This window comes from Mesorhizobium sp. BR1-1-6, from assembly GCF_020165355.1.
Lineage (GTDB): Bacteria > Pseudomonadota > Alphaproteobacteria > Rhizobiales > Rhizobiaceae > Mesorhizobium.
This window is the reverse complement of the sequence record NZ_JAIUHZ010000003.1, coordinates 195,766-208,599: the sequence shown is the minus strand read 5'-3', so window position 1 is coordinate 208,599 and position 12,834 is coordinate 195,766. Positions and strand designations below refer to the sequence as shown.

12 protein-coding genes and 1 pseudogene are annotated in these 12,834 nt (G+C 60.7%); 11 read left to right on the top strand and 2 right to left on the bottom strand.

From position 1 onward, the window contains the following. Positions 1-9: 9 nt before the first annotated feature. The 10 genes from LB545_RS08885 (at position 10) to LB545_RS08840 (ending at position 11,608) form a co-directional block, all read left to right on the top strand. Positions 10-594, top strand: coding sequence for a chromate transporter (locus LB545_RS08885; RefSeq protein WP_140630282.1), 585 nt, complete (start codon positions 10-12; stop codon positions 592-594). Further along, the gene (locus LB545_RS08880) at positions 581-1,120 is read left to right on the top strand and encodes a chromate transporter (protein WP_140560086.1); all 540 of its coding nucleotides are present in this window, start codon (positions 581-583) and stop codon (positions 1,118-1,120) included. Before LB545_RS08885 ends, LB545_RS08880 begins: the two co-directional genes overlap by 14 nt. A gap of 165 nt (positions 1,121-1,285) precedes the next feature. Beyond that, positions 1,286-2,344: an ABC transporter ATP-binding protein gene (locus tag LB545_RS08875; protein ID WP_224704928.1), complete on the top strand. Its 1,059-nt coding sequence runs from the start codon at positions 1,286-1,288 to the stop codon at positions 2,342-2,344. Between the two features lie 11 nt (positions 2,345-2,355). Beyond that, the gene (locus LB545_RS08870) at positions 2,356-3,402 is read left to right on the top strand and encodes an ABC transporter substrate-binding protein (protein ID WP_140560084.1); all 1,047 of its coding nucleotides are present in this window, start codon (positions 2,356-2,358) and stop codon (positions 3,400-3,402) included. Between the two features lie 135 nt (positions 3,403-3,537). After that, positions 3,538-5,268 carry an ABC transporter permease gene (locus LB545_RS08865; RefSeq protein WP_224704889.1) on the top strand — a complete coding sequence of 577 codons (1,731 nt, stop codon included), beginning with the start codon at positions 3,538-3,540 and terminating at the stop codon, positions 5,266-5,268. A 208-nt stretch (positions 5,269-5,476) separates the two neighbouring features. Further along, positions 5,477-6,184, top strand: coding sequence for an FCD domain-containing protein (locus LB545_RS08860; protein ID WP_181171885.1), 708 nt, complete (start codon positions 5,477-5,479; stop codon positions 6,182-6,184). A 248-nt stretch (positions 6,185-6,432) separates the two neighbouring features. Then, positions 6,433-7,842: an MmgE/PrpD family protein gene (locus LB545_RS08855; RefSeq protein WP_140581716.1), complete on the top strand. Its 1,410-nt coding sequence runs from the start codon at positions 6,433-6,435 to the stop codon at positions 7,840-7,842. A gap of 59 nt (positions 7,843-7,901) precedes the next feature. Next, the gene (locus LB545_RS08850) at positions 7,902-8,993 is read left to right on the top strand and encodes an isocitrate/isopropylmalate dehydrogenase family protein (RefSeq protein ID WP_140560081.1); all 1,092 of its coding nucleotides are present in this window, start codon (positions 7,902-7,904) and stop codon (positions 8,991-8,993) included. Beyond that, complete coding sequence (locus LB545_RS08845; RefSeq protein WP_140581719.1) at positions 8,980-10,065, top strand: tartrate dehydrogenase; 1,086 nt, start codon at positions 8,980-8,982, stop codon at positions 10,063-10,065. Before LB545_RS08850 ends, LB545_RS08845 begins: the two co-directional genes overlap by 14 nt. Before the next feature lie 448 nt (positions 10,066-10,513). Continuing rightward, positions 10,514-11,608 (top strand): IS1595 family transposase, encoded by a 1,095-nt coding sequence (locus LB545_RS08840; protein ID WP_140581722.1) that lies wholly within the window; start codon positions 10,514-10,516, stop codon positions 11,606-11,608. 38 nt (positions 11,609-11,646) lie between these two features. Here LB545_RS08840 and LB545_RS31150 read toward each other — a convergent pair whose 3' ends face one another. Continuing rightward, entirely contained in the window at positions 11,647-11,961 is a 315-nt protein-coding gene (locus LB545_RS31150) for a Tn3 family transposase (RefSeq protein ID WP_140581906.1), read from the bottom strand. A gap of 13 nt (positions 11,962-11,974) precedes the next feature. After that, positions 11,975-12,385 carry a Tn3 family transposase gene (locus tag LB545_RS31145; RefSeq protein ID WP_140581724.1) on the bottom strand — a complete coding sequence of 137 codons (411 nt, stop codon included), beginning with the start codon at positions 12,383-12,385 and terminating at the stop codon, positions 11,975-11,977. On the opposite strand from LB545_RS31145, the pseudogene LB545_RS08830 reads away from it, so the two are divergent. After that, positions 12,308-12,743, top strand: a pseudogene (locus tag LB545_RS08830) (transposase); the annotation flags it as partial. The gene LB545_RS31145 and the pseudogene LB545_RS08830 sit on opposite strands and share 78 nt — an antisense overlap. Between the last annotated feature and the right edge of the window lie 91 nt (positions 12,744-12,834).

The window sequence follows — 12,834 nt, the reverse complement described above, 5'->3', positions numbered from 1 at the left end:
GGAGGTTTCATGGACCAAATGGACGTCCCGCCGACGACAGATGCGTTGCCGCCGCCAAGCCTCCTCGATCTCTTCCTGGCATTCACCAAGCTCGGCATCACCAGCATCGGCGGTGGTGTGAACGGTATGATGCACACCGAGTTCGTGGTGAATCGGCGCTGGTTCACCGACAAGCAGTTTTTGTCCGGCCTTGCGCTCAGCCAGTCCCTACCTGGCGTCAATGTTGCAAACCTGGCGCTCTGGCTCGGGTTTCAATGTCGCGGTGTTGTTGGAGCCGTGGTTGCGCTGGCAGCGGTGGTGCTGCCACCTGCTGTCGCGATTGTCCTGATAGGAAACATCGTGCTGAGGCTCAGCCCCGATCCTGTGATCGGCGCGATGCTCGTGGGTCTCGCGGTTGCGGCGTCCGGGTTCTCGCTGTCGGTCGGCTACCTTGCCATGCGCTATGCCTGCGTCGACGTTGTTTCAATAGCCCTCTTCGCATGCACGCTGATCGGCGCGACGGTCTTTCATTTCTCGGCTCTTGCCGTGGTGGCGGTGCTCGCACCCATCGGCATCGGCGTCGGCTTTGTAAGAAACCGGCATGAAAGACGATAATCTTCTCGTCAGTCTGTTTCTGGTCTTCGCGCCCATGTCTTTGATGGCCATCGGCGGCGGGGCCTCCATTCTGGGCGAACTGCAACACAGCGTTGTCGACAACCGGCATTGGTTGACTAACAAGAGCTTCCTCGACATGTTTGCCATCTCCCGCGTTGCGCCCGGACCGGGCACGCTGATCGTCACCCTGATGGGTTGGCATCTTGCTGGATGGGCGGGCGCGATCGTTTCGACGATTGCGATTTTTGCGCCGTCGTCGCTGCTGGTGATCGTGGTCGCGCATTTCTGGCACAGCCGCCCCAACGCGGCATGGCAAGGGGCTCTGATTTATGGCCTGGCACCGCCTGCCGCCGGCCTGGTCCTGTCAAGCGTGTTCACTCTCCTGAGCAATGCGAAAGGCGGATGGATTGCCTGGTGCGTGGCCATCATGGTCGCTGTTGCGGCGCGGATGGTTCGCCTCGGGCCTTTGACGCTGATGATCGTCGGATCGGTCGTTTTCTGCGGGTTGATGACGGCTGTCGGATAGGCATTTCAGCCCTATTTCCGGGCCGAAAGGCATCACAGCATTTCTACATCGTGCAGATAGTCGTCAGTTAATTGTTGACAATTGACAAAATTAGACGGAACTTTAGCAGGAGGCACAAGCGCATCGCGTTTGTGAGGAAATGTTCGGGAGGACCCTTTGGCCTTTGTGGAACTCGACAAGCTGACCAAGCGCTACGGCAAGTTGACGGTGGTCAACCGCGTCGATCTCGCCATCGAAAAGGGAAAGCTGGTGTGCCTGCTCGGGCCATCGGGCTGCGGCAAGACCACGACCCTGCGTTTGGTGGCCGGTTTCGTTCAGCCGTCGGATGGTCAAATCCGCGTCGGTGGCCGTGTCGTGTCGTCGCCGCACGCCAGCGAACCGCCGGAAGCACGCAACATGTCGATGATCTTCCAGAGCTATGCGCTCTGGCCGCATATGACTGTGTTCGAGAACATCGCCTACGGTTTGCGGCTTCGTCGCATGGGCAAGGCCGACATACAGACTAAGACAGGTCGCATCCTCCAGGCGACCAAGCTCGAAAGTCTGGCTGAGCGCTATCCGGGCGAGTTGTCAGGCGGTCAGCAACAGCGTGTCTCCCTGGCGAGAGCCCTCGTCATCGAGCCGGAGACGCTGCTCCTCGACGAGCCGCTTTCCAACCTCGACGCCAATCTTCGCGAGGAGATGCGATTTGAAATCCGCCGCCTTCACGACGAGTTCCGCTACACGACCGTCTATGTCACGCATGACCAGACGGAGGCCATGACCGCCGCCGATGTCATCGTGGTGATGAACCAGGGCAATGTCGAACAGGCGGGTTCGCCAGAGGATATTTACGAGCGGCCTCGATCGGAATTTGTCGCGCAATTCATCGGCGGCACCAACATCTTCAAGGGCAATCGGGTCGGAACGGACGCCGTCGATTGCGGCAACGGTCTGGTGCTGCGCTGTGGCAGCGGCGACTATGCCGCCAGTGGCCAGACCGCCATATCCGTGCGCCATCACGATCTGCATCTCACCAACGAGAAACCGACGGGCGATCCGAGCAACTGGGCCACCGGAAAGGTCGTGCGCCAAGTCTATCTCGGGTCGCATCGCGATTATCTTGTCAATCTATCAGGTGGCGAAACCGTGCGGGCGATCGCGCCTGTCGATGTCGCGGTCCCGGAAAACCAGCAAATTTGGCTTCATTGCCCACCTGATCGTTGCCGGGCGCTCGCACACTAGGGAGAGAGAGAATGTCCAACAGGAAAGTCGCAGCAGGCGCGCTCTTCGCGGCGTTGACATGGGGGCAGATGGCATGGGCAGCCCCGCCCGAGCCCTACAAGGTCACCGACGAGCTCGTTGCCGCCGCGATCAAGGAAGCGTCGGTCGTCTACTACACCTCCACCGACGTCCAGGTCGCCGAGAAACTGGGCGCCGCATTCGAGGCGCACTATCCGGGCATCAAGGTCCACGTGGAAAGGGCCGGTTCGGAGCGCGTCTTCCAGCGCATAGGTCAGGAGTATTCGAGCGGCATCCACAATGCCGACGTCATCGAGACCTCCGACGCATCCCACTTCCTGACGTTCAAGGATCAGAATTGGCTGACGCCGGCTGTTCCGGAGGATGTCGCCAAGATGTGGCCGGAAAGGGATCGTGATCCCGATGGCCTGTACGCCGCTTTCCGCGCCACGCTGACGGTGATCGCCTACCGGACCGACATGGTCAAGGAAGGGGACGCGCCAAAGACCTGGACCGATCTGCTCGATCCCAAATACAAGGACAAGCTGGTGAAGTCGCACCCCGGCTACAGCGGCAACGTGATGACTGCCACCTATGCTCTTAGCCAGCTTCTCGGTTGGGACTATTTCGAGAAATTGGGCAAGCAGGGGGTGATGCAGGTTCAGTCCTCGACGGAGCCGCCGAAGGTTCTCGCCCAGGGCGAGCGTCCGATCCAAGCGGACGGCAACGAGTACAACGTGTTCATCCTCCAGGACAAAGGCGTGCCGATCAAAGCAGTCTACCCGGCGGAGGGAACCTCGATTGCTTATGGCAACGCCGCGATCCTGGCTTACGCTCCTCATCCGAGCGCAGCCAAGCTGTTCTACTCCTTCATGTTCTCGCAGGAAGCACAGCAGTTGAATGACGATTTCGGTGGTCTGCGTTCGGTTCGCCCTGATGTGAAGGAGAAATCCAACCGCACGCCGCTCTCGCAGATCAAGCTTCTCGATTCCGATCCGTCCAGCGTTCGGGATGCCGTGGAAGAGATCAAGCAGAAGTACGAAGAGTATTTCGGCACCTAAGAAGCGGCTCGGCGCCGCCCACGGATTAGGCGGCGGAGTGGAAGATCAGGCGATGTCGCCGCCGGCGACATCGCGAGATCCCGAGCCAGTCCGGCGGATGTTTCGCCGACATCGGATCAACCCAGAGGTGACCAGGTGACCATCGCTGCATTGTCCCCCGATTCCGCCAACAGGCGACACCTCGGCAGGTTCGATTTGTCGACACCGCTTTTCGTTTTTCTTGCGCTCGTCCTGTGCGTGCTGGTCCTGCTGCCATTGTTCTGGCTGGGATACTACGCCCTGACCAACAAGGCCGGTTCACCAACCCTGGCGAACCTGGCTCGCCTCTTTACCGATGCCACAATTCGCCGGGCCTTCCTCATATCGCTGGGTATGGCCGGTTGTGTCGGCCTGTTTTCTTGCCTGGTGGCCACGCCGTTGGCCTGGCTTGTCGCACGCACTGATATGCCGGGACAGCGCCTGGTCCGCAGCCTGGTGACGGCATCCTTTGTGACGCCGCCATTCCTGGGCGCTATTGCCTGGGCGATGCTGGCCGCACCCAACAGCGGCATTCTCAACAATATCTACCGCTGGGCATTTGGCCTCGATCAATCGCAGGCTCTGTTCAACATCTACACCTTCACCGGACTGGTGTTCGCGATCACCTGTTATTCGTTCCCCTTCGTCTTCACGCTCGTTGCCAACGCCTTCGACAAGGTGCCTTCCGATCTCGAGGAAGCATCTGCGATCCTCGGCGGCAAGCCAGGCACCACATTGCGGCGGGTGACGTTGCCCATGGTGCTGCCGGCGATGCTCGCCGGAACTCTGGTCGCCATCGTCCAGGCCTTCACCATGTTCGGTTCGCCGGCGATCCTGGCGCTGCCGGCGGGATTCCACGTTCTCACTACGAAGATCTGGAGCTTCTTCCAGTTTCCTCCCCGGCTTGACCTTGCGGCAGCGAGTGCCGTGCCTCTGCTTGTGGTGACGATGCTCTTGCTCTGGGGGCAGAGATGGCTGCTCGGACGGCGTGGCTATACCGTGCTCGGTGGCAAGAGCGGCACCCCCCGGCGTGTGAAGCTGGGCAACTGGAAATGGCTGGCGGGTGCATACGTGCTGTTCATCCTCTGCGTGACGATCCTGTTTCCCTATCTGGCCTTGCTCAAGGTGGCTCTGACCCACAACATCTCCGAACCGCTCAGCTGGAATTCCTTGACCCTCCACAACTTCCATTTCGTGCTTTTCGAATTCTCCAGCACGCAGCTCGCCATCTGGAACACCTTGATCCTGGGCTTGGCGACGGCAACGATCGCGACGGGCATAGCGCTTATCGTATCCTATCTGGTTGCGCGCCATGCCGTGCCGGGCGCCTCGCTGCTCGGCATGCTGGCAACCGCGCCGATTGCGATCCCGGGCATTGTGCTCGGCGTCGGGCTTTTCCTCGCCTATGCCAATCCGACATTCGGCCTCTACGGCACGCTCTGGATACTGCTCATCGCGTTCCTGACGATCGAGCTTCCAGCCGGCTACCAGCAACTGTCATCGGCCTTCCATGGCGTGCATCCGGAGCTGGAGGAAGCCAGCCGCATTCTCGGCGCCACCCGCTTGAAGACCCTCTGGCGGATCACCGCGCCGCTGCTGCGCACGAGCCTGATCGCGGCCTGGTGTTTCGTCTTCATCGGCACCATCCGGGAGTTGTCGGCGACGGTCCTGCTGACGACGGCGCAGACCAAACTGGTCTCCGTCATCATCTATGACCTGAACGAAAGCGGCGACTACGGAGCTATTTCGGTGCTTGGCATTCTGCTGCTGGTGGTCTCGTTCACCGTCGTCTTCATAGCCAACAAGGTTCCGGTTCTGGGCGGCACAGCCCCGAGAAGTGGCAGTTGATGGGATGCCGGTCTGGTTCCACAGCAATTATCGGCGTTTCACTTGACAACGCGAAGCATGTCTCAGTCATGGTCTTGGGTCGATGCTGTTTGCATCCAATTCGACGAAGGAGATCAAACCGTGGATAATGCGCTGGCAAAGCATTCGCGGCCATCGGGGCCGGGGGCAAGCGACATCTCTTGTGGCGCATCGAACGGAAGTCGAGCTCATGGCTAACGAAAACGAGAGCATGCAGGGGGTTTCGCCCATCGACTTTTTGCGCACGCGTTCCCTCGCCAATGTTGTGCAGCACGAAATAGAGCGAATGATTGTCGAGGGGGAATTCACCCCCAACGAGAGGATCAACGAAAATGCCCTGGCCCAGCAGCTCAAGGTCAGCCGGGGACCCATCCGGGAAGCCTGCAGCGCGCTTGCCGCTCTCGGCCTCATCCAGGTGATCCCCAATCGCGGCTTCTTCGTGCGCGAACTCAGCGAGGCCGAAGCCCGTGATGTCTCGGAGGCTCGCGCCTACATCTTCGCCTGCATGACCATGAGCGTTGCGGAGAGGATCACCGCCCCCGAGGTTGCCGAGTTGAGTGCGCTCGTTGATCGCATGGACGTGCTGGCCAAGACCGGCGAGGTGAGCCAGTACTATCCGGTCAATCTGGAATTCCATTCCGAACTGGCGAGGATGTGTGGCAACGCACGGCTGGCGCAAATCTACCTCGGTCTCGCCCGTGAGCTCCATATCCAGCGTTATCGTGCGTTGGCGAGTGGCGACGTGCTCGACATATCCAACCGCGAGCATCGGGCCATAGTGGAGGCTGTTGCCGCCCGCGATCCGCAACGGGCCTTCACGGCCGGGCGGGAGCATATCGTCAACGGCACGTCGCGTACGCGCAGGGCCAGTGTGGCTTTGCGCCACGGCTCCGACTGACCCACCAGCGCGACTCTCATCCATTTCTGTTGTCGACGTCGAGGAAATATACGCTGGTAGCATTTGCATGCCAGCGGTATGGCCGTCCGACGAACGTCGAAAAACCTGCTTGCCTGTCAACAAAAAATTGTTGACAGTTTACCAAAACTACCTTCCTACTCCTCTGCACCACGGTGCCATAAACGGAGCCGAGCTTGAACTCGGCACTTGGTTTGGACCGGCACACCGTTCGATGGAGAGGATTATCAATGCCCGACACCGCACATGCAGGGCTCACAAATTATGTGGCGGAATTTGTCGCAGCAGCCACTCCGGAAGATCTGCCGGCCGACGTCGTCGCCCTCGGCAAGAAGTCGATATTGGACGGCATCGGGTTGGCTCTTTCCGGCTCGGTCGCGCAGAGCGGCGACCTTGTCCTACGCCATCTCGATGAGCTTGGGCTGATGCCGGGTACCGCCACGGTCATCGGCGCTGGGCGCAAGGTCGCACCCCGCTTTGCGGCCTTCGCCAATGGTGTCGGCATTCACGCCGACGATTACGACGACACCCAGTTGGCCGTGGCCACGGATCGTGTCTACGGCTTGCTGACCCATCCTACGGCGCCGGCACTACCGGCGGCCCTGGCTATCGGTGAGCAGGTGGGCGCTACGGGCAAACAGGTGATGTTGGCGTACCATCTTGGCGTCGAGGTCGAGTGCAAGATCGCCGAGGCCATCGCGCCGCGCCACTATCAGACCGGATTTCACGCGACGGCCACTTGCGGGACCTTTGCCGCCGCTGCCGCCGCGTCTTGGCTTCTATGGTTCGACGCCAAGACCACGGCTCGCGCGCTTTCGATCGCAGGCAGCCAGTCTGCTGGCCTGCGCGAGAATTTCGGCACAATGACCAAGCCGTTCCACGCGGGGCGCGCATCGGAAAGCGGCGTCGCTGCCGCACAATTCGCCGCTCACGGATGGACTGCCACCGACAAGATACTGGAGGCCCCCCGCGGGTTCTTCCAGGCGGCCGGCGGCGGTTACGATGAGAACGCGATCCGCGGCCGCCTCGGCGATCCCTGGACGTTCGCCAATCCGGGCATCTCGATCAAGCCTCATCCGTCGGGGTCGTTGACCCATCCCGGCATGACGGAAATGGCGCGTCTCATCCGCGAGAATGGCATCAAGGCCGGGGATGTGAAGCACGTACGGGTCGGCACCAATTCCAACATGCCGAATGCTCTGATCCATCACCATCCGCATGACGAGTTGCAGGCCAAGTTCTCCATGGAGTTCTGCATGGCCATCCTCTTGCTCGACGGCAAGGCCGGGCTTGGCGAGTTCACCGATGCGACAACGGAGCGGGCGGATGTCAAGGCGATGATCGACAAGGTCGATTTCGTCGTTGACGAAAGGGCCGAAAAGGCCGGCTATCACAAGATGACGACGATCATCGACATCACGCTCAACGATGGCCGCGTCATCCACGGCGAGGCCGACTTCGGCAAGGGCAGTCCCGCCAATCCGATGAGCTACGAAGAAGTTGCCGACAAGTTCAGGGACAACGCCGCCCACGCCCGTCTTGCCCGTTCGGCGGCGGACGAGGTCGTCTCGCTGGTGCGCGACCTGGAAGAACAGCCCTCCATCGAGCGGCTGATGAGTCTGGTCGCCAAGGCCGGCTGACCGATCTTCACGGCGCCGCGGCATCAGCGCCGTGGCCGGCATTCAGAAAGGTTGGCCCGATGGCCCATCTCACGATCGGCATCCTCAATGGCGACGATATCGGACACGAGATCGTGCCTGCTGCCGTGCGGATCGCACGGAGCGCCGCCGCGCGGAGCGGTCTGGAAATCGACTGGCGACCGATGCCGATCGGCCGCTCGGCGCTCGACACGCACGGCTCGACAATGCCCGACGGCACGCTCGAGACACTTTCGACACTCGATGGTTTCATACTCGGGCCGATCGGACATCGTGCCTATCCAAAAGTGCCTGGCGCGATCAATCCGCATCCGATCCTGCGCAAGCACTTTGGCCTTTTCGCCAATGTACGGCCGACGCGTTCCTTCCCCGGTCTCGGCGCACTGTTCGACGACGTCGATCTCGTCATCGTTCGGGAAAACAACGAGGGTTTCCAGCCGGATCGCAATGTGGTTGCCGGTTCCGGAGAATTTCGCCCCACGCACGATACGACCATTTCGGTTCGCGTCATCACCCGTGCCGGCAGCTATCGCGTCGCTAGGGCCGCGCTCGAACTTGCCAGGACCCGGCGCAAGAAGCTGACGATCGTTCACAAGGACACCGTGTTCAAGCTCGGCTGCGGTATGTTCGTGGAGGAATGCTATCGGGCCGCCGAGCAGTTCCCCGATGTCGCGGTCGATGAGGTTATCGTCGACACCTTCGCCATGCGGCTGCTGCGCGATCCCCAGACATTCGATGTCGTCGTCACCACCAACATGTTTGGCGACATACTGAGCGACGAGGCCGCCGGCCTTGTCGGCGGCCTCGGCATGGCGCCCGGCCTTTGCATCGGTGAAGGCAACATAGCCATGGCGCAGGCAGCGCATGGCTCTGCTCCCGATATCGCCGGCAAGGGCATCGTCAATCCCTATGCGATGATCGAATCCACCCGCATGCTGCTGGAGTGGCTTGGCCACAACCGCGGCATTGCCGAGGCGCTCGGCGCGGCGTCCATCATCGCGGAAGCCACCATTGCCGCGCTCTCGCGGCCTGAAACGCGCACCGGCGACATACGCGGGACCACCAACACCGAAGGAATGACCAGCGCCATCATCGCTGCCATCGAAAAGGAATCTCAAAATGTCCTTGCATAAGATCGCGGTCATCGGCGGCGATGGTATCGGCCCGGAGGTCGTTGAGGCCGGCGTCGAGGTGCTGGAAGCCCTGGCCGCCGTCGAGCCAGGCCTTGCCTTCGATTTCAAGCGCTTCGATTGGGGTTCGGACTACTATCGCCGCAACGGCCGCATGATGCCGCGGGATGGCCTCGAACAGATCAAGGGCTTCGATGCGATCTATTTCGGCTCGGTCGGCGATCCCAATCTCCCCGACGACATCACGCTCTGGGGCTTGCGTCTGGCCATCTGCCAGGGATTTGACCAATACGCCAATGTGCGGCCGACGCGTCTGCTGCCTGGACTGACCGGTCCGCTGCGGCCCGAACTCGGCAAGCAGATAGACTGGGTGATCGTCCGTGAAAACAGCGAAGGCGAATATGCCGGCGTCGGCGGCCGCGCCCATCGCGGCCTGCCGATCGAGGTCGGCATGGATGTCGCCGTCTTCACACGCACCGGCATCGAACGGATCGCCCGCTTTGCCTGCGACCTTGCCATGTCGCGCCCCCGCAAGCTGCTGACGGTGGTGACAAAGTCGAACGCACAGCGCCACGGCATGGTGCTTTGGGACGAAGTCGTGCGCGAAGTGGTTCGCGACCACCCCGGTCTGACGGTCGACTGGATGCTGGTCGACGCCATGACGCAGCGCATGGTCAACAAGCCAGGCAGCATCGACACGGTTCTAGCGACCAACCTCCATGCGGACATTCTTTCTGACCTGGCCGCAGCGCTTGGCGGGTCGCTCGGCATCGGCTCGACATCGAACATCGATCCGTCGCGCAGTCATCCGTCCATGTTTGAACCCATCCATGGTTCGGCCTTCGACATCACCGGCAAGGGAGTCGCTAATCCGCTTGGATCGTTCTGGACGGCAAGCCTGATGCTTGATCATCTCGGTGAGCAGGCCGCGTCGCGACGTCTCATGGTTGCGATCGAAACCGTCACCGGTCGAGGAGAATATCTAAGCCCCGATCTTGGTGGCGCCGCCAGCACCGCCGAGGTAACCTCTGCGGTGATCGCCGCAGTTTCGGGTGTGAACAGTCCAAGCTCCTGACGCTCGCCCAGACAGAAGTTCTCATTACACGCGCCTTTGGCCAATTCCGGCCGAGTGCATTTTGGTTTCCGCAGATTGGGACGACAGGCTCGTCGAAGCATACCAAACTTAAGTTCACCATCTGCTTTACCAATGAAGGATGGATGGGGACAAGAGAGACTGCTTCGTTGCCGACGACGCATTGCCGAGCGGCGATGGTTCGATAGCTTTCGTCCAATCTCGAAAGGGTGCCCTTCAGGTTGCGCCGAGGACGACACATCCAGCGTCCCAGTTTCGGCCGACAGCGGGCCGTATTTGAGAGAATTGGTTGCAAGCTCGTGGATGATCAAAGGATTCAGGACAAAAGCAGTTCAAAATCTTGCGCGGCCTTTATCAACCAAAGACAGCAATATCCTTGTGATGTATGGCTTTTCATGCGATTCTTCAGGCGGATCTGAAGGAGGTGAGAATGCCTGAAATGCCTGCAGCGCTTTCCAGCATTCGGACTGTTGAAGAAATGATCGTGGCCTTCCGGGATGAGCAGCATTGCCGTCGGTTACTGGAAAGCATGGTGTGGCCGGATGGCCGGATCTGCCCAGCCTGTGGTTTCAAACGCTCGATCGCGATAGCCGGCCGCGACATGGGCAGGCGGCGCGCCCGACCGGGTCTTTATCAATGTTCCAGCGGCGATTGCCGGTTCCAATTCACTGTGACGACACACACGCCTCTGCACTCCACGAAGCTTTCCTTGCGTGTTTGGCTGAAGGCGATGTGGCTGTTACTGCAATCGGACAAGGGCTTGTCGTCGGTGCGTCTGGCCGAGGCGCTCGGGGTGAGCCAGCCAACGGCCTGGCGGATGGGACATGCACTGCGGCTCATGGTGGCGCGGGATAACATGCTCGACGGCACAGTAGAGATCGACCATTTCCATCTCGGCGGAAGGTCCAGAAAGAATCCTGACGACCCGCCTCCGGGTCGCGGCCGGAAAGGCCAGGCGAACACGGACAAAACGCCAGTCATGGCAATGGTGCGGCGACCGACCGATGTCATGCCTGGCACTCCAGCCGGTGACGCGCGTGCCGCGGTCGTGACCGGTCTCTCGGTGCGGGCAAGCGAACGCGTCATTGAAGCGCAGATTGAGTCCGGAGTTCATTTGATGAGCGACGAGTGGAAAGCATTCATGGCCATTGGTGAGAGCTTTGCCAAGCACGAGACCGTGAAGCATTCCCGCGGCGAGTATGTTCGCGACGCCGTCCACGTCAATTCGGTGGAGGGCTTCAACTCCCGCGTCCGCCGTACCATCGCCGGCGTCTTTCATCATATCAGCCCGCAGCATGCCGACCTGTATTTCCACGAGATAGGCTTCCGATGGTCGCAACGCGTCGTCACAGGAAACGCCATTCGTAAAACCAGGCCTGGCCGGGAGAGCGTGCGAACCTTGTGGTCGCGCGTGCCGCCTGCGCTGCAATTGATGAATGTCTTCCGCACCGCCACGGGTCGTCAGATGCGCCGAAGCCCCGATGGCGGCATCACCATCAAATCTGCCGTAGCTGTCTTTGGTTGATAAAGGCTTCTTGCGCTAAGAGCGAACGGAGTGAGAACTTATGCGGCACGCCGTAGCCCAACCGGGAGTCTCAGCGACCGGAACCCTTCCGGCAGATGCTGATCGCTATCCCATCTGTAGATGCCGGTCAGATTGATATGATCCAGCTCAGCGGCGAGATGTGCTTGAGCAGGTGATCCGGAAATCTCGCGACGCATTTTGCGCAAGTGGGTGACGGCACGTTCAATATAGACCGTGTTCCAATGGACGATGGCGCTGACGACGAGGTTGAGGCGGGAGGCGCGGAAGGCTTGGCTTTCGAACGATCGGTCACGGATTTCGCCGCGCTCGTGGAAGAAGACGGCGCGCTTCAGCTTATGCGCCGCCTCACCCCTTGTTGAGGCCGGCCTGGCAACGCCGTCGTAGCACTGGACTTGAGTACCATTCGATCATGAACAGCGATCGCTCGATCCGGCCAAGTTCCCGTAGCGCCCTTGCGAGCTGGCTTTCCTTCGGTGATGCTGACAGCTTCTTCAGGATTGTAGACGGCACCACTGATCGCGTCGTGATCGACGCCGCCAAATGGAGCAGATCATCCCAATGATCGAGAATCAGAGCTGCGTTGATCGGTGCCCCGATATGGTTCGACAACGCCGGATAAGCATCGCCTTTCTCGAAGGTGTGGAACTTCCGATCCTTGAGGTTGCGTAGCCGTGGCGCAAGGCGGCCGGCACCAAGGTGCTGTGCGCGACATGGCAAAGGTGCCGCGTCTACTTCATGAGGAACGTGCTGGCCCATGCCGGCAAGAGTGGCCGCAGGGTCGTCTCAGCCTTCATCGCCACCGCTTTCGCCCAGGAGACGCTCGAGGCCGCGTCCGTACAATGGCGCGCCGTCGCCGACCAGATCCGGCCGAAGGTGCCGAAGCTGGCGACAATCATGGACGACGCCGAGCTCGACGTGCTGGCCTACATGACCTTCCCGAAGGAACATCGCGCCAAGCTCCACTCGGCGAATCCGATCGAGCGTCTCAACGGCGCAATCCTGCTCGAATAGAACGATGAATGGGCAGTGCAGCGGGCCCAGATATATGACTCTGGAAACGATCAGCCAGATGAGCGATGATCCCATGATCAGCCTGCCAGGCGTGGCGCGCTGATCAACCCGGCCCATGCCGGAGAGCACGGCGACCAATGCCGCCAGCTACACCACGCCGCGGGACACGATCCAACGCGTCGATCCCGAAGGAG

Bases quoted from the DNA above. Each gene is read 5' to 3' on its own strand.
- LB545_RS08885 (WP_140630282.1), top strand. From the start codon at position 10: ATGGACCAAATGGACGTCCCGCCGACGACAGATGCGTTGCCGCCGCCA.
- LB545_RS08880 (WP_140560086.1), top strand. From the start codon at position 581: ATGAAAGACGATAATCTTCTCGTCAGTCTGTTTCTGGTCTTCGCGCCC.
- LB545_RS08870 (WP_140560084.1), top strand. From the start codon at position 2,356: ATGTCCAACAGGAAAGTCGCAGCAGGCGCGCTCTTCGCGGCGTTGACA.
- LB545_RS08860 (WP_181171885.1), top strand. From the start codon at position 5,477: ATGGCTAACGAAAACGAGAGCATGCAGGGGGTTTCGCCCATCGACTTT.
- LB545_RS08855 (WP_140581716.1), top strand. From the start codon at position 6,433: ATGCCCGACACCGCACATGCAGGGCTCACAAATTATGTGGCGGAATTT.
- LB545_RS08850 (WP_140560081.1), top strand. From the start codon at position 7,902: ATGGCCCATCTCACGATCGGCATCCTCAATGGCGACGATATCGGACAC.
- LB545_RS08845 (WP_140581719.1), top strand. From the start codon at position 8,980: ATGTCCTTGCATAAGATCGCGGTCATCGGCGGCGATGGTATCGGCCCG.
- LB545_RS08840 (WP_140581722.1), top strand. From the start codon at position 10,514: ATGCCTGAAATGCCTGCAGCGCTTTCCAGCATTCGGACTGTTGAAGAA.
- LB545_RS31145 (WP_140581724.1), bottom strand. From the start codon at position 12,385: ATGGGCCAGCACGTTCCTCATGAAGTAGACGCGGCACCTTTGCCATGT.